The sequence below is a fragment of the Cognataquiflexum aquatile genome (genome assembly GCF_003316845.1).
In the GTDB taxonomy this organism is placed as follows: Bacteria; Bacteroidota; Bacteroidia; order Cytophagales; family Cyclobacteriaceae; genus Cognataquiflexum; species Cognataquiflexum aquatile.
The window spans coordinates 99,114-118,206 of sequence record NZ_QMIK01000010.1 but is presented as its reverse complement, the minus strand read 5'-3'; the positions used below and the strand labels follow the sequence as shown (position 1 = coordinate 118,206).

16 protein-coding genes are annotated in these 19,093 nt (G+C 43.0%); 11 read left to right on the top strand and 5 right to left on the bottom strand.

Annotated features, from left to right (window positions below):
* Window positions 1-10 precede the first annotated feature (10 nt).
* Both DQW11_RS21780 and DQW11_RS21775 read right to left on the bottom strand, forming a co-directional pair.
* Window positions 11-1,252 carry a polysaccharide deacetylase family protein gene (locus DQW11_RS21780; RefSeq protein WP_113926249.1) on the bottom strand — a complete coding sequence of 414 codons (1,242 nt, stop codon included), beginning with the start codon at window positions 1,250-1,252 and terminating at the stop codon, window positions 11-13.
* Window positions 1,249-4,281, bottom strand: a complete 3,033-nt coding sequence (locus DQW11_RS21775) for a PVC-type heme-binding CxxCH protein (RefSeq protein ID WP_113926248.1) — start codon at window positions 4,279-4,281, stop codon at window positions 1,249-1,251. Before DQW11_RS21775 ends, DQW11_RS21780 begins: the two co-directional genes overlap by 4 nt.
* Before the next feature lie 268 nt (window positions 4,282-4,549).
* On the opposite strand from DQW11_RS21775, the gene DQW11_RS21770 reads away from it, so the two are divergent.
* From DQW11_RS21770 to DQW11_RS21745, 6 genes are all read left to right on the top strand, one after another.
* Window positions 4,550-5,869: a hypothetical protein gene (locus DQW11_RS21770; RefSeq protein ID WP_113926247.1), complete on the top strand. Its 1,320-nt coding sequence runs from the start codon at window positions 4,550-4,552 to the stop codon at window positions 5,867-5,869.
* Between the two features lie 36 nt (window positions 5,870-5,905).
* Window positions 5,906-7,348, top strand: coding sequence for a sulfatase-like hydrolase/transferase (locus tag DQW11_RS21765; protein ID WP_232826825.1), 1,443 nt, complete (start codon window positions 5,906-5,908; stop codon window positions 7,346-7,348).
* A complete protein-coding gene (locus DQW11_RS21760; protein ID WP_113926245.1) occupies window positions 7,332-8,519 on the top strand; it encodes a sialidase family protein in 1,188 nt (395 codons plus the stop codon). The genes DQW11_RS21765 and DQW11_RS21760 overlap by 17 nt, the downstream gene beginning before the upstream one ends.
* Window positions 8,520-8,574: 55 nt before the next feature.
* On the top strand, window positions 8,575-9,048 hold the full coding sequence (locus DQW11_RS21755; RefSeq protein ID WP_113926244.1) for a cupin domain-containing protein: 474 nt from the start codon (window positions 8,575-8,577) through the stop codon (window positions 9,046-9,048).
* Window positions 9,049-9,222: 174 nt separating this feature from the next.
* Window positions 9,223-10,032: a bestrophin-like domain gene (locus tag DQW11_RS21750; protein ID WP_113926243.1), complete on the top strand. Its 810-nt coding sequence runs from the start codon at window positions 9,223-9,225 to the stop codon at window positions 10,030-10,032.
* 34 nt (window positions 10,033-10,066) lie between these two features.
* Window positions 10,067-10,225, top strand: coding sequence for a cupin domain-containing protein (locus DQW11_RS21745; RefSeq protein ID WP_113926242.1), 159 nt, complete (start codon window positions 10,067-10,069; stop codon window positions 10,223-10,225).
* 15 nt (window positions 10,226-10,240) lie between these two features.
* On the opposite strand, the gene DQW11_RS21740 is transcribed toward DQW11_RS21745, so the two are convergent.
* Window positions 10,241-11,041, bottom strand: a complete 801-nt coding sequence (locus DQW11_RS21740) for a phytanoyl-CoA dioxygenase family protein (protein WP_113926264.1) — start codon at window positions 11,039-11,041, stop codon at window positions 10,241-10,243.
* 125 nt (window positions 11,042-11,166) lie between these two features.
* On the opposite strand from DQW11_RS21740, the gene DQW11_RS21735 reads away from it, so the two are divergent.
* The 5 genes from DQW11_RS21735 (at window position 11,167) to DQW11_RS21715 (ending at window position 16,956) form a co-directional block, all read left to right on the top strand.
* A complete protein-coding gene (locus DQW11_RS21735; RefSeq protein ID WP_113926241.1) occupies window positions 11,167-12,009 on the top strand; it encodes an AraC family transcriptional regulator in 843 nt (280 codons plus the stop codon).
* Between the two features lie 201 nt (window positions 12,010-12,210).
* Window positions 12,211-13,086: a sugar phosphate isomerase/epimerase family protein gene (locus DQW11_RS21730; RefSeq protein WP_113926240.1), complete on the top strand. Its 876-nt coding sequence runs from the start codon at window positions 12,211-12,213 to the stop codon at window positions 13,084-13,086.
* Window positions 13,087-13,272: 186 nt separating this feature from the next.
* Window positions 13,273-14,739 (top strand): Gfo/Idh/MocA family protein, encoded by a 1,467-nt coding sequence (locus tag DQW11_RS21725; protein WP_113926239.1) that lies wholly within the window; start codon window positions 13,273-13,275, stop codon window positions 14,737-14,739.
* Window positions 14,740-14,792: 53 nt separating this feature from the next.
* Window positions 14,793-16,121 carry a GntP family permease gene (locus DQW11_RS21720; protein ID WP_113926238.1) on the top strand — a complete coding sequence of 443 codons (1,329 nt, stop codon included), beginning with the start codon at window positions 14,793-14,795 and terminating at the stop codon, window positions 16,119-16,121.
* A 70-nt stretch (window positions 16,122-16,191) separates the two neighbouring features.
* Window positions 16,192-16,956, top strand: coding sequence for a leucine-rich repeat domain-containing protein (locus DQW11_RS21715; protein WP_113926237.1), 765 nt, complete (start codon window positions 16,192-16,194; stop codon window positions 16,954-16,956).
* Window positions 16,957-17,143: 187 nt separating this feature from the next.
* Here the strand turns inward: DQW11_RS21715 and DQW11_RS21710 are convergent, their stop codons facing one another.
* The gene (locus DQW11_RS21710; RefSeq protein WP_113926236.1) at window positions 17,144-17,935 is read right to left on the bottom strand and encodes an SDR family NAD(P)-dependent oxidoreductase; all 792 of its coding nucleotides are present in this window, start codon (window positions 17,933-17,935) and stop codon (window positions 17,144-17,146) included.
* 41 nt (window positions 17,936-17,976) lie between these two features.
* Window positions 17,977-19,080, bottom strand: a complete 1,104-nt coding sequence (locus DQW11_RS21705; RefSeq protein ID WP_113926235.1) for a sugar phosphate isomerase/epimerase family protein — start codon at window positions 19,078-19,080, stop codon at window positions 17,977-17,979.
* Window positions 19,081-19,093 lie beyond the last annotated feature (13 nt).

The window sequence follows — 19,093 nt, the reverse complement described above, 5'->3', positions numbered from 1 at the left end:
GGGAGGGTTATTATTTCCCCGTTCCTACCTTTTCTAGGGTGATTTCTTTCAGGTCAAGTAATGCCCCATTTGCAAATTGGTCTAGAGATTTGAAGATTACTTTCTGATTGCCTGAACTCAACTTTATTTTGCCAATGGAAACTTTCTTGAAAGTTTCCCATGAACCTGATTTCTCTACTTTTCCCAGAATGGATTCATTCCCTGCTGACAGAATAAATTGCTTCCCCGCCTCTTCATCGGAAACAGACCATTCCATCCACACTTCATAGGTTCCCTCGGGGATGTCGACTTCCCACACTACACTGTCTTTGGCAGTAAACCATCCAAAAGCCCTCCAATCCGGCATGTATTTGATGTCGGGACCTATTGCTCTTCCCTTTTCAGCGGTCAACCTTAACTTGCCATTAGCCGAACTCCTGATGAGTTCAGGGATGTTTGTGGTGTCTGAAGTTGCAAGACGGGTATCGAGAACATATTTTGCCACTGTTCCGATGGGAGCGATCCAGATCCCGTTGGCCGGGTCCGTGGCATATTCTGAAAGTTTTCTCAACATGCTTAAATATGTGGTCTGATTTCCCGCATTGGCAGTTTCATGTCCAGCCAAAACCAACCATTGTCCATTTTTTCGAGCCGATTCAATCAATGGCAAGATTTCATCAAAATCCTTGTTGTCCATTTCCATTCCGGTCAGCTGAGCCATATCTGCATAGAATGGATCAGAAGGTGCTTCATCCATCCAGCTTCTTCCGGCAAGAAACATTTCAGAAATCAGGGGAACAAAGGATTGGGTATAAATACCTTTCCCAACGAAGGTTTGGCCACACGGATACGCATAAACTGTTGGCCTTACACCAAGTAATTCCTCAATTTCTATATTGGCCTGAAGCAATTCAGCTTTCATTCTGTCTAAAGTATAATTTTCCAATGCCCTTTCCCGGGACCAGACAAAATTTCCGCTGCAGGGATGCTGTATGGAATGATTTCCCATTTCATGGCCCGCAGCCACGGCTTTTTGCCAACCTTCCAAATCCTGTTTTAGGCTATTTGGCAATACAAAAAATGTGGCCTTTACTCCGTACTCATTCAAAAGCGGAATGCCCAGGCTTGTGTTTGTGGCCCGTTCATCATCAAAACTCAGGCTCAGCGCCATTTTTTTTCCTTTAGGCCAAGGGAAAGATTGGTTTTGTGAAAAGGCCGCACTACCAAAAAGGAAAAGCAAAAGAAACAGGGTGAAAATCGGTGGTTTTTTCATTTTGGGTTGGATTTAATTTTAAGAATAAAGGCCAGCAAATCCGCCATTTGCTGTGGGTTGATGGCTTCTTCCAGACCTGGGGGCATGGCCGAAATGTCCATAACATTTAGACTCTTGATGTCACTGCGTGAAATGTTTCTCTCCGTTCCGCCTGCTATCCGAAGGAGAATTGCATTGGGTGTTTCGGATCCGATGATGCCTTGCAAAACCTCTCCATTTTGCATTTCGATGGACCATAGGTCATAGCCATCCGCTATGGACAGGTTGGGGAATAGGATATCACTCAATATGTTTTCGGCTCTCCTGTTTTTAAGACTTGCGAGGTTAGGACCAAAATCACGACCCATATCTTCCCCCATTTTGTGACATGATGCACAATTGTTGTCAAAGATGATTTTGCCTTTTTCGAAGGTTCCATGTGATGTGAGTGCTGGTTGATACTTTTGCAATAATTCTTCCCCCTTGCTTTCATCTTTATTTATCAACAGGCGTGCTTTTGTCTTTATGGATTCATTGGAATGATTCATCAGTTGGACACTTCGTCTCCAGCCAAGATTAGAAGCCTGAACTGTTCCCTCCTCAATAGCTCCGAGCAATAATTTCATTCTTGTTTCATTTGACATCAGGGCATTGATGGCCTCCTCTCTGATTTCAGGAGTCAGGGTGGACCATTGGCTCAAAACAATTGGCGCTACCATGTCATCCGGAATATGGCTGAGCGTTTTTATGGTAGCTACCTGTACGGGCTTTGGTTCAGTAGGCTGAATTAGTCGTTTTAAGGATTCCTGATAGGGCTGTGGGTTTTGTAACGAAAGGAATTCGATCGCCAAGACCCTTTCATCATCTGGCAAGGTTTTATTTTCTAAGATCATTTTGCCATGCTCCATCCAAATTTTAGACTCCTCATTTATTGAGAGACCAATTACTTTCAGCAGTTGGAGGGAAGCTTGTCGAACAGTAATGGAGGGATTTTCGAAACAAGATTTGGCAAGCATGCTTTCTGCTGGTTTGAGGGAAGAGTCCGATGCTTTCTTACTCTGAATCCCTTGCGCCAATCCTCTCAGCAGTGGAGCATGCCAATCCTTACAATCTCTCGGTTTTGAGGTTGCTTTTTGAATCAAATTTAGGATAATGGGATAATCAAGACTGGCACCTGTCATCGCACTCAACCGCTGCAATAGCGTGGTATATCCAGGATTATCAGGTTGAAAACCTTCCAAAACAGAAACCATTAACTTGCTACTCTCCTCAAATGGGGCAGATAATGCTGCAACCTGCATCCATGGATCTTCCAGGTTTCCAAAAAGCAAATCCTGCCGGGCTTTTGCTGCTTCAGGACTATCCAAAAACCCAAGCGTACAAAGCAATTGAAACCTGACTTTGGGATCCTTGTCATCTTTCATTTTGGGTAAATACTCCTTCAATTCTGGAGCAGCATTCAAATGCAATTCAGCTAGTTTGATGGCATTTTCCCGTACGCCGGGTTCAGGGTTTTTCAAAGCACTTAGAATTGAGACGGGGCTAAGCTTGCCCAATCCTTCCAAAGTCCACAATGCATGAACACTTCCTTTGGGGGAATTTTGATTTTCAGCCAATAAAGTTAAGCTCTCGGTTATCTCCTTTGATTTCTTATCCAAAAGGAGCCGCTGCGCATTTCTTCTCCACCAGATATTGGGGTCATTAAGTTTTTCTACAAGCTGTTCTGCAGAGAAATCCCCCAATTTGATGTTGTTTGACCAGTTGAGTGGTTTGGTACCCTTTGGCGTAATCCTATAAATTCTTCCTTTATCTGTTCCATTATACAATGCGCCTGATTTGATGACTTCTTCCGCCATCCACTCCGGATGTTCGATGATCTGCCTGTAATAGTCCACCACATAGAGTGCCCCATCAGGTCCGACATACATGTTTACCGGCCGAAACCAAGAATCAGTAGAAGCCAGGAATTCCTTTTCAGCATGCTGTCTTCGGGCAGTGAACACCGTTCCTTTTTCCTCCAAAATATCTATATGGATGATATTACTTACGGGTTCGGCTACAAATACAGCTTGGTCATACTCTGAGGGAAATGAGGCGCCTAAGTAGGCCGTTATTCCACAGGCAGAAGTGATGACCCCAATATCCGTCAACAGCTGGTGTTCAGGGTTTTTTGTTATGGGAAAGACCTCAGCTGCATTGCCATGGTCGGAAATGGATTGGGTGGTTTCCGGTACATTGAGGAAGGGGTTTCGGTCAAGGTATTTTGCAGCCATCACATCCTGGATAATATGGTTGCTGTTGTTTACTACAAAGCGATGGCCCCAATTATCGAAAGTATGCCCAAATTGTGTCCTGCTGGCCAAAGCTTCCAATTGATGTGAATCAGGCAGGAAACGTACACTCCTGCCCCCTGCATTTTGAATAAGTTTTGGGCCGTCGGGTTGGGAAGGAAAATAAACTTCTGATCCCCTGTCACCAAATTCCGCCTCGTAAGTCTTTGTAGTTACCGCTTGTTCATGACCCAAATAGATCCAATTGTCCAATCCAAGCCTGGGACTATTGACGTTGTGTTGAGGATTGGAAACCGCAAATCCTGTCAACATTATCTCTTTAACATCAGCTTTTCCATCACCATCTCTGTCCTCGAGATAATAGACATGGGGAGGATCGGTTACGATTACCCCATTTTTCCATCTCATTATTCCTGTAGGCAGCATCAGACCTTCTGCAAAGACAATGCTTTGGTCCATCATTCCGTCTCCGTCAGTGTCAGATAGTAATTTGATCTTGCCGGTACCACTTTTATCCAAAGGGTAGCCATGCATTTCAACGACATAAAGCCTTCCAAATTCATCAATTTCCATGTCCACCGGATCCGAAATCAAAGGCTCACCGGCGATGAGCTCAATCTGAAATCCATCCTCCAATTCGAAAGTGGAGAGCGCATTTTCTAATGACCTTTCTTCTCCTTGATTTTTTTCGTTGCGACAGGACTGAAAGGTAATTAGGAGAAGAAAACAAAGGAAAACCGGGAGTTTTAATAGGTTCATTCTTGCTGATTTTTTGACATCCTTAGCTGATTAGCTGATCAAACCAATGTAGTAATTGTAAAGGTTATTTCAAATGTGAATTACTTACCCTTCACAAGGCTCTTTTGGGGGGAAGATTAGAGATAGAATTAATTAAAATCTTCAGCTTAAAAAGTTTGGTCCCAATAAACAAAAGCAAGATTTCAGGCATTTTCTTTTGAAAAAATTTAATTTTTGTAACTTGAAAAGGTATAGAAAAAGCACCTCAACTCCTCCTATTTATCAAATTATGAAACAAAAGTTCTCCTTTCTTCTGGTGGCGGCCACGACATATTTGTTTGGCTGTAATCCTCGCACTCCAAACCAAGAAAGTCTTTCGGAAACACAAGACTTCAAGGTACCCACTTTCAAACTGATAGAAACAGACACTTTCTTCTTCAATAATTTTGTCGACTGCAATATGGCCGAAGTGTGGGTAGGGGACACACTCAGGATTTTTCCCGGCAAATACGGAGAGGATCCTGTGTGGGGATTTGCTGAAGACCTAAAGTTTGCGAGCGGGTCCAATGCCGATGAAGTATTCAGTACTCCGGCAGCCGAATATATTGCCCCCAAATTGCCTGTCAATGCCCCTGTCGGAGAACCGGGTCTGCATGGGGCAGTATGGTTTGAGACGGTCTATCAGGATGAAAAAGATCCGAGCGGAAGGACCTTGTACGCTATCTACCACAATGAAAATTATCCTGAAACTCTCCCTTACAATGAAGCAACCGAAGAAGGATATATCGACAAGGACTGGCCCTTGGGTCTGACTGAAAGAATCACTCCTGCGGCAGTTTGTAGGATTGGAGTCATGAAATCTACGGACGGTGGATGGAGTTGGGAAAATAAAGGGCTCTTTCTCGAAGACAAGCAGCCCCGAATGATTTTGAAACCACACAATATTTCCAAGACCTTTGCCGGTGGAGTCGGTGATCCATCTGCTGTGGCGGTTGGCGAATATTTGTACCTTTTTTATGGAGAATATGGCTATCCTGGAGCTTACGATGCTGCTTCCTATGATCCCATCAAAGAATGGAGTGGGCAATGCATCAGTATCGCCCGAATCCGGATTGACGAACTCGATGACCCGCAGGGGAAAGCCAAAAGATGGGATGGGCAAGGTTTCAATGCGGATTGGGATGGAATCGGAAAACCGGTTGCCTCTCTTCAAATGTCCAAAGAAAACGGTGGCGGTCCGGCATCCTCCCCAACAGGTGGATTCCATTGGGGACCATCTGTCAGTTGGAATACTTACCTGGAATGTTGGGTAATGATGATGGGAAAAGTGGAGGGACAATCATGGGTTGGTGATGAGCTTTACATTTCGTTCAATCCCCACAAGGAATTGGGAGAGGGGAATAATTCCCAAGCTTGGACAAAACCTCAAAAGCTTCTGGAAAAACCCGGACATGTGCTTTGGTACCCTTCGCTGCAACCCCTGAATACCCCTGATGACATTGCCAACAAATACACGAGTCTGCGGCTTGGGAAGCAGGCAAGGTTGTTTTTCAAATATTCTGATCTCGGGAAATACATGTCGGAATATATCGTCGAGTTTGAAAAATAAGCCAAAATGCCATATACCAAATCGAAGATATCTTTTGTGTTAATTTTATTATTAACCACATCATTTGCCGGATATCCTCAATCCAAGAAACCGAATATCCTTTTTTTATTTGCAGATGACCAGCGGGCGGATGCCCTTGGCATCAGTGGCAATCCTTATATCCAAACTCCCAACATTGACCAATTGGCAAGGGAAGGAAGTCGATTTACAAACGCCTATGTAATGGGGGGACACCATGGTGCGATCTGCGCCCCAAGCCGGGCGATGCTCTTGAGTGGAAAAAGTCTTTTTCAAGTTTATGACCGGCTCAATGGGGTCAATACCATGCCGATGGATTTTTCAAAAGCAGGCTATACAACTTTTGGTACAGGCAAATGGCACAATGAAAAAGAGGCCTTTGAGGCGACTTTTCAGCAAGCTAAAAATGTCTTTCTGGGCGGTATGGCAGACCATTATGCCATTGCGCTTAGGGACTTTGATGAAAATGGGAAACTGGGAGATCCTCAAATCAAAGGATTTTCCACGGAGGTTTTTACAGAAGGAGCCATTGAATTCATCCAAAACCATGCAAAAAACGACGCAGGGAAGCCTTTCTTTTGCTATGTAGCATTCACAGTCCCCCACGATCCCTATTCGCCTGCTCCGAAATTCATCAACTATTATCCTGACGGAAGCCTGCCACTTCCGGGAAATTATATGGGACTTCACCCTTTTCAGTTTGATCAATTGAACGTCCGTGATGAAAACCTGACTGGCTGGCCACGAAAGCCTGAAGTGATTCAGATGATTCTCTCTGACTATTATGGATTGATCACCCACTTGGATCAGCAGATCGGGAAAATTATTTCTGTTTTGAAAGATAATGGGCAATACGATAACACGATCATTGTCTATGCTGCTGACAATGGTCTGGCTGCCGGAAGCCATGGCCTGCTTGGGAAGCAAAACCTGTACGAGCACAGTACCAAAGTCCCCCTGATCATCAAAGGACCCGGCATACCCGAAGGAAAGGAATTCGATGCGCTTACGTATCTGTTTGATTTGTATCCAACTTTGTCTCAACTGGCAGGATTGCCAAATCCCAAGGAAGTCACAGGCAAAAGTTTGGTTCCGATTCTTCAGGGAAAAGAAACCCAAGTCAGAGGGTCACTTTTTACAGCTTACAGAAATACGGTTCGGGCAGTTCGGGAAGGAGATTGGAAGCTGATCCGCTACCCTGAGCGGGATTATACACAATTATTTAATTTGAAAAGAGATCCACTGGAGTTAAATAATTTAGCTTATGAGGATGATTATGTAGAAAAGAGAGAAGCGCTTTTGAAGCTGATGAAACTTTGGCAAAAAGAAACCGGTGACACCACTGAGTTAACAGCCAAAGTCATCAAGCCTATGGAATACGATCCTAAATCAATCTTAAGGCAACCTGATCAATGGCAGCCTGATTATACTTTAAAGCGATATTTTGAAAAAAACCATTAAAATTATTCAAACCGGACTATTCTTATCCCTGCTATTTCTTGGGATTTGGAGTCAAGGATTCTCTCAAGAAAATATCGTTTTTGAAGGAGGAAAAGAAGGTCACAAGATCTACAGGATTCCAGCCATCATCGACCTTCCAAATGGGGATTTTTTAGCTTTTGCCGAAGGCCGGGTCAACGGTTCTGATGATTTTGGAGATGTCAATCTGGTATTGAAAAGGAGTGAAGATGGAGGAATGACCTGGTCAGCCCTACAAATGCTGGTGGATTATGACAAATTGCAGGCAGGAAATCCAGCGCCCGTGGTGGATTTGCATGATCCTGCTTATCCTGATGGAGTGGTTTATCTTTTTTACAACACTGGAAACAACCATGAATATGATATCCGCATGAACAGGGGAGTAAGGGAAGTTTGGATGATGAAATCTTTGGACTTGGGAAGAAGTTGGCAAGAGCCTGTCAATATCACGAGGCAAGTTCACCGTCCAAACAATCCAACATTCAATGCAGCATATGAATCAAAAGAAGATTGGAGGCATTATGCGAATACTCCCGGGCATGCTTTTCAGTTTCAAAAAGGGAAATACAAAGGAAGGATTTACGTGGCCGCCAACCATTCAGTAGGACCGCCGCAGGAGGATTTTATGGAATACCGGGCACATGGATTTTTCTCGGATGATCATGGCAAGACCTTCCAATTGTCTGAGTCCATTGAAATTCCCGGTTCGAATGAGGCTATCGCTGCAGAACTTTCAGGCGACAGGATGATCATGAGCGTCAGAAATCAACGGGGCGATATCAGAAGCAGGATCTTGGCCTATTCTTCTGATGGAGGCAAAACCTGGGATGAAGCCTATTTCGAAGAAGCGCTTCCCGATCCTGTCTGCCAAGGTTCCATCCTTCCGATAGGTGAAAGAAATGGGAAAACCATTTTGGCCCATTCCAATGCTGCAGATCCCAAAGACAGGAATAACCTTACGCTCAAGATCAGTTTTGACGAAGGAAAAACCTGGGAAAAATCAATACTAATTGACCGAACCGATGATCCAAATAAACAGGCTTGGACTGCATACAGTGATTTGGTCAGGGTGAATGATAAGAATGTAGGAGTACTATACGAACAGGATAATTACACAAAGATTATCTTCAAAAAGATCAAATGGAAGGATTGAATTATTAATCCCTCTTCAAATATTTTAATTCGACTTTATTATTTAAACCGAAAAAATGAAAAACAGAGTCCAGGAATTGGTAGAAAAGTTACACCTCAAAGCGCATCCTGAGGGAGGCTATTATTCCGAAACATACCGATCAGGCTTGGATACTGCAGGTGCTGAGCGGTCTTTGGCGACATGCATTTACTTTTTGATGACATCGGACAATGTCTCCAAATTCCACACCATCGCGGGGGATGAAATTTGGTTTTACCATGAAGGCAGTCCGCTTACGGTGCATATTCTTTCTGCAAAGGGCTATGAAAAACTCTTGGTAGGCCCAATTGATAATGAAGGCCACCGACCGCAGCAATTGGTTCCTCCAGGAGTGATTTTTGGATCTACGGTAGAACAGCCGGATTCTTATTCCCTTGTCTCCTGTATGGTCGCTCCGGGCTTTGATTTTCGGGATTTTAGGTTGTACAGTGCCGACGAACTCCTAGCCAAATGGCCGGAAGCAAAGGAGATTATTGAGAGGTTGACTTGAAACAAATTGACCTTTTGAACAGAACTCTAAATGGGTTTTTTATGATTTCTGTATTTTAATAAATCTCCACCCAAGACAAATAACGAAGGCATGGTTTGAATATGATCTTGAGACTTGCATTTGGAGGTTTTATTTTACAGATTTATAAAATTAAGATATCATCAATTGGGTTCTATGAATGTTTTCTTCTTGTATGATTTACCGCTAGGAATTTCTTTCCTTATTTTCACCGGAATTTTTGCTACAATCTCTATCCTTTCTGTTTTAGCGCTCAGACCCATTATAAAGAGGAACTGGGGAGGACGTTCATTCAATGACGAGATTTCCTATTTTTTATCTACCATAGGTGTCTTTTACGGGATCATGTTTGGTCTGCAAGCAGCAGCGGTATGGAAGAGCTACCAAGATGTATCGGATAGAGTAAGTAATGAATCTTCCGCTATTGCTGCCTTGTATCGAGATGTATCTGAATTTCCTAAGGAATCGGCCGATCAATTAAAACAAAAGCTAGGAGATTATACCTATTATGTGATTCACTATGCTTGGCCATTGCATCGCCAAGGGATTGTAAAAACAAAAGGAACCCATTATTTGAACTTGTTTCAAAAATCTTTGTACGAAATGGAGCCTACCACTCCTGCGGATATTGCCTTGTATTCAGAGGCGATCAAACAATTTAATAACCTTATTGAGTTGCGAAGAGCTCGGATGACCAGCGTCAGTACAGGAATCCCTATGGTGCTCTGGATTTTTTTTATAAGTGGGGCATTGATTACAATTGTTCTTGCTTCGCTTTTTTACATTGATAATTTAAAATTGCACATCCTATTAAATTCATTAATTGGACTAACATTAGGTTCGGTTATGTTTATTATGGTTATGATGGACCGTCCATTTAGGGGTGAACTTGCGATCGGTCCTGATTCTTACGAATCTGTATATTCAGATTTGATGGTGGGTCATGTGCCTCAAATGGAGGAGTAATAGATGAGAACAGTTTTTTTTTTCTACCCGGGGAGTGATTTTCGGATCTACGGTTGAGCAACTGGATTCCTACTCCCTTGTTTCCTGTATGGTCGCTCCGGGTTTTGATTTTCGGGATTTTAGGTTGTACCGTGCCGACGAACTCCTAGCCAAATGGCCGGAAGCAAAGGAGATTATTGAGAGGTTGACTTGAAAGTGATCAGAACTATCATACAACCGGGTTCAATGGGCTGTTTATTTCTTTTCCGATTTCTGCCCCGGGGCACCAGGTATTCCAATCGTTGATTTGGTTTTTATTTTCAGGATTTTTAAGTTTTGAAGTTGCATCCATGTAAATGACCGTCATGACTTTCCTCATTCGGTCCGTTTGGTTGGCACCGGCGCGGTGAAAAACCCAACCCGAATGGAAACTTACTTCACCCAAGTCAAACGGCTCGATGACATGTTTGAAATTATTGATGCGCAGGTTCTCTTTGATTTTTGACTCTGATTCATCCCCAATTTCTAATTCCCTTCCTGTGATGATCTGATGGCTTTTTGCTGAAAATTCCAAAGGCCCCATTTCCATAGGTGTTTCCTGTAGCGGAATCCAAGCTGTAATGGTTTTATCGGTGTCGATCGGCCAATAATACTGGTCAGCATGCCATGGCGTGATCCCTCCTCCGGATTCTTTAAACAATGCCTGATCGTGGTAGATCCGGACTTTTTCGCAACCCATCAGGTCTGCGGCAATCTGACCCAATCTTTTGCTCAGGACCAATTTGGCAACCTCTTTGTTTTCTGTCCAAAGGTTGAAAATCTGTAAAAATGCCTTGCTATAAGTATCTCTTTTTTCAATGGGTTTGGTTTGTGCATTCAGCCTGTCGACTTCTGAAGAAATGACGCTGTTGAAATAGTCGATTTCATCTTTACCAAGCACATTCTTGAGTTTGATATATCTGTTCTCTTGGTAGAAAGCTTTTGCTTCGTCACTGATAAGGTAGGTTTCTTGTAGTTTTGGGAAGTTCATAGGATTGTATTTTTTTTCAAAATTAGTTTCCCTATTAGAATTTGAATTTTCCAATCTTATTCAATCATTTGCCTATATTGCACTATATTGAATATTTAATATAATGATCATAATAATATAAGTCAATGAAGCCAGAGCTTGAGCATATTTCAGAAGTCAATAAGGGTCAATCGTTTCAATTTCTCCAACTGACGATGCCCGCATTTCCCCATATCTGGCATTACCATCCTGAGATTGAACTCACCTTTATACAAAACGGGCGGGGAATCCGGTATGTCGGTGACGACATCAGTACATTTGAAAAAGGGGATTTGGTGCTGTTGGGTGAAAACCTTCCCCACACTTGGGTGACCCAAGGGGAAAATACAGGCGAGACTCAAAAAGCTTTTGTCTTTCAATTTCCGATTTCCCTTGTAGGTGCATTTCCTGAGTTGAGGCAGGTTTCCGATTTCCTTAAAGAAGCCAAATCGGGATTTGTCTTTCCGGATATCGATCCTGAAGTCATTGCGCTGATCTGCGGATTTGGCAAATTGTCACCCCACAGACAACTTTTTTCTTTGTTTGATATTTTGGATCAACTTTCTTCCCAACCTAGGATGTCACTTTCTGCGGGTTCAAGCCACAGCTTGGCTTCCATCGAAAAAGAGCAAAGTAGGATGGACCGGATCAAACGGTTTCTTCACGAAAACTCTCAAAACCAATTGCGTCTTGGTGATGTAGCCGACTTGATGCACATGACACCGACTTATTTTTGCCGTTGGTTTAAGCAGGGGACAGGACATACATTGATTACTTACCTGAACAAACTCCGGATTGAAAATGCAACAAGGTATTTGGTCAGTACGGATAGCAATGTCTCCGAAATAGCTTTCTTAACCGGATTTGAGCATGCCACCCATTTTAACAGAATTTTTAGAAAGGAAAAAAACATTTCTCCTCAAGGCTATAGGCAGCAGTTTAGGAAGTGATTGAATCGAAGTACTTTTACGGGGAATGATTCCGGTTTAACCCCTCGCATCTATGATAATTTCGAATCCCGAAAAATCCTGATCAAAAATCCATGTTCTTTTTATTCTCTTTTCGATAATTTTCATTTTTTAAAATTGAAAATCTCCTTTTTTTCTACAAATTAAACGCTCAGGCACCTTGCCCAAAAAAACCGATATACCATGAACCCGATTATTTCCTTTTTCAAAATAAATAGAATCAGCATTGGATTGACGGTATGGGTTTTGGGTTTGTTTATGCATGAATCATTTGCCCAAAGTACCACTTTCCCAAAAATCGGCGCATGTGCCGGATTTAAGGATGGGGAAATTTTAGCCAATTCCGGGTTCTCCTTTATCGAAGAAAATGTGCAGTCTTTTCTTGTTCCGACCAAAAGTGAGGAAGAGTTTGACCAAATTTTGCAAGCATCCAAATCGTCTCCCTTGCCCATCCAAGCATTTATCATTTTCCTTCCCGGGAGCTTAAAAAGTGTGGGTCCCAATGCCGTCCACGAGGAGATTGTGGACTATGCCGAGGTGGTTTTTCGCCGTGCACAAAAAGCAGGAGGGAAGTTGGTGGTCTTTGGAAGCAGTGGATCGAGATCTATTCCAGAAGGTTTTTCAAGAGAAGAAGCTACCGCTCAAATGATTGCTTTGGGAAAACTCCTCGGACCAATCGCCGCCAAGTATGATATCACCGTGGTGTTGGAATCACTCAATACCAAAGAATGTGATTTTATCAACAGCCTCAGTGAAGCCGGGGAGATCGTCAAAGCTGTCAACCATCCCAATTACAGGTTGCTTGCGGACATCTACCATATGAAAATGGAGGGCGAAGGACCCGAAAGCATCCTGAATTATGGCCATCTCATCAAACATGTCCACGTGGCTGAGAAAGAAGGCAGGGCCGTTCCCGGAACCCACGGAGAGGATTTGAGCCTATATTACCAGGCTTTACAATTGTCAGGTTATGAGGGTTCGGTTTCTTTGGAAAGCCGATGGGAAAACATGGAAAATCAGGCGGCCAAAGCCATTGAAACGATAAAAAAGCAGTGGTAAATAATATAATGTCAAAATTTTAAATGGATTTGTTAGATTAATCATCCGTTTTGAATTTCAGCATTATTTCCAGGCTTTAAGAAGAAAAACCTTTTGCGTGGTTTTTTTTCTTTTTGACAAAACTTACCCTATGAAAAAACGCCCATTTAAATTGCAACTATACCCGATTCCAAACTTCCAGTTAACATGAAAAAACCCAAAAAAGAATCTTCTGACCAATCACGGCGGAATTTTATAAAAAACGCAGCCATAGCTTCTTCCATCTTTATTGTTCCGCGTCACGTCTTGGGAGGCGTTGGATTTACAGCTCCAAGTGACCAATTGAACCTCGCTGCTATCGGTGCCGGTGGCAAAGGAGCAAGCGACATTTTCAATGCCTCCGTGAATGGACGCGAAAGGGTCGTGGCTTTGTGTGATGTTGATTTTTCAGGTTCTGCCAAAAAATCTACAGAGAATTTTCCCAAAGCAAAACTCTATGCGGATTACAGGGAAATGCTGGAAAAAGAAAAAGACATCGATGCCGTGACCATTTCCACTCCTGACCATGTGCATGGCCCTGCGGCTGCTTTTGCCATGGCAAGGGGTAAACATGTGTATGTGCAAAAGCCAATGACACATAACATCCGGGAAGCAAGAATGCTGACCGAAATGGCAAGGACCAACAAGATTGTCACCCAAATGGGCAATCAGGGTGCCTCCAATCCCCTGCTTGACATGGTCAAAAAATGGGTTGATTCTGGGAAATTAGGAAAAATTTCCAAAGTTCAGATCTGGACCAACAGGCCGGTTTGGCCTCAGGGAGGACCTTTTCCTGCCTCTGATCCAAGCTCAAAGCCTAGCGCCCTCAATTGGGATCTTTGGCTGGGACCTGCACCTGAGATTCCATTCACTCCCAACTTACACCCATTCAACTGGCGCGGATGGTGGGATTATGGTACAGGAGCCTTGGGAGATGTGGGATGCCATTTGATCGATATTCCATTCAGGACCCTTGGACTTCATTATCCAAAAGATGCGGAATGCAGTGTAGGGTCGGTTTTCTCCAAAATGTGGACACCGGATTACAATCCTGAAGGCTGTCCTGCATCCTCTTTTATCACTTTACATTTTGCTGCTACTGCCAAAAGCCAATCTCCTATCGAAATGACCTGGAGTGACGGCGGCATCAGACCTTCGCACCCTGATATCATTCCTGCAGACCACGATATCGGCGGTGCAAACAGTGCCAATGGCGTCATGATTATCGGTGAGAAGGGAATCATCACCACCAACATCAACGACAGTTCTCCGCTGATGCCAAAGTTGTATATGAATGATGGTACAACAGAATTTGGGCCGGACAGGTTGGAAAATCAGGAACCGGAATATGGCCACCAACGCAAGTGGGTAGATGCCATCAAAGCTGGATTTGGAAGTGCCGAACACAAGGGGTTAACTTCCTCTTTTGATTATGCTGGACCGATGACCGAGACGGTTCTGATGGGAAATCTTGCCATCCGAAGCTACATGCTGAGAAGAGAAAACAGCAAAGGTCAGATGGAATTTTATGGCAGAAGGAAATTGCTTTGGGATGGGGAGAACATGAGAATCACCAATCTTGAAGAAGCCAATCAATTTGTCGGCAGAACATACAGAAAAGGTTTTGAGGTATAGCACCTCAATTCCTTTTTTGTTTTAATTTAAACCTATCCAACCCATAACCAGCCATGTTGACCCTACTGATTATTCTATTTTCATTGGCGCTCATCCTGATAGCCATTGTCAAGTATGATATCCATCCTTTTTTAGCGCTTTTTGTCGGTGCCATCCTCTATGGATTATTATCCGGGATGCCGGTGGATCTGATTCTCAAGTCCATAACAGATGGTTTTGGGGGAGTCTTGGGAAGCATAGGCTTGCTGATATTATTGGGTGTGATTATGGGTACTTTTCTGGAAAAAACAGGAGGGGCTCTTGTGATTGCCGAGAAGGTTTTATCCTGGATAGGAGAAAAATCAGTAACCATGGCAATGATGCTGAGTGGCTATATCCTTTCCATTCCGGTTTTTGGAGACAGTACATTTATCATGCTGAATCCCATCAGCAAATCCCTTTCACTCAAGGCTAAAGTCCCTTATGCGGCAACAACCATTGCCCTGGCTTTAGGAGCAACAGCCAGCCATTCACTTGTGCCACCGACGCCCGGACCGATTGCTACCGCGGGTATTCTGGAGGCTGATTTGGGGATGATTATCTTTTGGGGATTGATTGTGAGTTTGATTTCATTGGTTCCGAGTTACTATTTTGTCAAGAAAACCTGTATGAAAATTCCGCTCGAACCAAAGGTTGCTGAGGTGGAAGTTGAAATTGGAAAATTAAAAAGGCCTTCTGCTTTTTCCTCCTTTTTACCTGTTTTGGTGCCCTTGCTTCTGATCATTTTGGCTTCAATTGCCAAGTATCCGACTCTTCCTTTTGGCGAGAATATGTTTACTACAGTCATTCTGTTTGTTGGTAGTCCGGTGATTGCCCTATTAATCGGTGCATTTTTATCTTTCACTTTGCCCCCCAAATTCGACAAGAAATTCTTGTCTTCGACAGGTTGGATCGGCGAATCTATGTTGGTCGCAGCCCCTGTCATTTTGATAACAGGTGCCGGTGGGGTTTTTGGCAAAATGCTTCAAAACTCCGGTATCGGGGACATGGTCAGTTCCAATATGAGCAGCGCCAATTGGGGAATTTTTCTTCCTTTCTTGATTGCTTTTGCCCTGAAAACTGCTCAAGGCTCCTCTACTGTGGCGATGATTACAACAGCTTCGATCATTGCTCCGCTTTTGGGAAGTTTGGGCTTGGATTCGGAGACAATGCGGGTGTTTGCAGCTTTGTCCATCGGTGCAGGAGCCATTGCGATTTCCCATGCCAATGACAGTTTCTTTTGGGCAGTTACCCAATTGTCAGGGCTTTCGATCAAACAGGGAAATCAAACGCATAGTCTGGGAACGCTCATCATGTCGGTTACTGCGATTTCGGTGATTTACCTGATTACGCTTTTTGTTTGAAAATAGTAATTGAGTTATTGGGTACGTTCCTCAAAAATTATATTGTTCGTCAAATTAAAGCGACATCCTAATGACAGAAAATCAAATTGAAAATGGCTTTTGGTTATGGGACAAAAAGAATGGGTTTCCGCCAGACAGTATTACTTATCCATCACAATTTAGCGGACAGACGAAACTAAATATTGCTTGTACCCAGCGTAACGAACTGACACCAACACAACAAAAAAAATTAATTAAAGAATGGGCTGACTTTCTACCAACTTGTAAGAACATCGAATTACTTTGGTTTACTACAACGACACCTCAAACTATTTTTGACAGTGCTTGCTTATTACAAAATCTTGTTGGGCTGAATATAAAAAACAGCAACATCAAATCGTTAGACAATTTATCAAAGCTGAAAAACTTAAAGTATTTAAGAATTGGGGACTCTTCAAAAATAGAAAGTATTGAGCCATTACAAAACTTGACAAGCCTTGAGGTTTTGGTAATTGAAAATTTCAAAAACATATCAGACTTCTCTTTGCTCAAAGTACTGACAAATCTAAAATTCTTGACAATCGAAGGCGGAATGTATAAAAAGCAAAATGTTGACAGCTTCAAATTTTTAGCTGCCTTAAAAAACTTAATTTATTTAAGTACCACAATGATTAACTCGACAAACAAAAGTGTTGAAACAGTATTTAAACTTAAAAACCTTAAAACACTTAATTGGGCATTTGACATTACAAAACCTGAAATGGAAAAATTAAAGCAAGAGTTACCTAACCTTAAATACTTGCCACTCAGACACGTTGAAAGTAACTTAAACAAAATAAAATCATTATTCGGGTGACAGAAAAAACGAAAGCACAACAGCAGTTCATCGATTAGGTTTTGTGCAAAACTGAACATTTGTACTTCGATTTCCACCGCTCCACCAAGCTGAGAACCGATTTTGCTCCAAAATATATTATTCATTAAAAACCCTTATCCAAACCAAATTCGGTTTGGATTTAATTTTTCTAATTCCTAATTCTTCATTAACGTGCTGTCCAACCACCATCGACGGTCAGCATCGAACCTACCATATACGTTCCGGCATCACTTGCCAACAATAAGGCTGCACCCTGGATTTCTTTCAAATGGCCCCATCTTCCCAAGGCAGTGGCTCCTACCACAAATTTCTTTCCCTCCTCGGTATCTGCAATGGGCAAATTCATTTCTGTGAGAAATGGCCCTGGACAGATAGCATTGACCGTGATATTGAAAGGGGCCAATTCCAATGCCAAGGCGCGGGTCATTTGCACGACTGCACCTTTGCTTGAGGCATACGGGGTCCTGTTTGCAAGCCCTACCAATCCGAGCGTACTCGCCATGTTGATGATGCTGCCTTTGCCGGCTTTTTTCATAAATGGAGTCACAGCCCTGTTACATAACCATGTTCCGGTGACGTTTACATCCATTACTTTTTTGAAATCCTCCTCACTCAGTTCGTCAATTGCGCCACGGATATTGATCCCGGCGCTGTTGATCAGAATATCTATCCTGCCAAAAGCATCCATAGCGGCATTGGCCATGGCTTCTGTCTGCTCCTTGGAGGAAACATCAGCCGAAAAAGAAATGGCTTTGATGCCATAGGCTTTTTCCAGTTCCAAGGCTGACTCAGCTCCGACAGCCCCGTCTCGACTGACCAACATAACATTGGCACCTGCTGAAGCCAAACCTGCTGCCATGGCCAAACCGAGCCCTTTGGACCCTCCAGTGATGATGGCGGCTTTGCCACTCAGGTCAAAAAGTTTGATTCCGGGTAATTCACTGACTGAAGTATTCATATTTTTATCTTAAATGAATGTTGATTAATTTTTATTCCAATTTATTTGCCAAGCCCTAATTCGCTCTTGCTGTACCAGAGACTGGCGAGGACATTTGCTTCCTCAAAATCAAGCCGCTGCTCGGGTTCTAGGTTACGTGTATAAGGCAACTCACCCGAAAAGGATTTTTCCCTTACCATTTTGAGAATTCCGGCAAGTTCAGGACCCGATATGTTATCAAAGGTGGCCCAATATTCCTCTTCCAGACAAGGGATTTCCAAAGGGTCTCTTGTGATCATTTCCAGATTGAAAGTAATGTTGGGGTTATATTTCCTGCAAAGATCAATTCCTTTTTTGAGGTCGACTATCCCTTCTCCAAGCGGAACCTCAGACAGTAAAAAGCCTTTGGAATAGGATTTGACGCCCATATCCTTGATGTGGGTGGAAAATGAATAAGGAGCCAAAAGGCCGATGACATCTTCCGATTTTTCAAGAAGTGAATAATTGTTTCCAAAATCCAAAGTCACCCCGATCCATTCGCTGTCCATTCCTTTGATGATTTCGACCAATTCAGCCGCGCGCCAGTCTTTGTGGTTTTCGACTGCCAGTTTCATTTTATGCTTTCTTACTATGGGTTCTGCCAATTGAAGCGAAAGGATAGATTTTGCTTTGAAATCAAGAAATTCAGTGTCTGTTTTGAAATTTTCATACCTCCGGCCACTGAGGCATACGGTCCTCAGGATTGTCGCCCCTGCTTCCTTTGCTGTCAAGACTTCTTTCTCAAAATTGTCAATATCATCCTTTGATTTTGGTAAGCCGATGCTTCCTTCCAAGTACATTCCAAGGTTTTCTCTTTGGTCCCTGACTTTTTTGGCAAAATCCGAAGTCCAGTTATTGACGCCAACTTGTACGCCCCCGGCACCGATCTGGTGGCAGTGTTTGATGAGTTGGAGGGCATTTTCAAAACCGGGATATTTTTCACTCGGGACTTTCGAATTCCACCTTGCGCCATAGGAATGGACTACGATACCCATCGAAACCCCTTCAAAATTCATGGAAAAAGAAGTCAATGGAAAAGCCATCGCCAATGCTGCCAATCCTGTTTTTTGAATGAAATTCCTTCTTTCAGGGGAAAAGGGGGATGTGTAATTATCGGAGGATCTCATATTGGCGGAATGG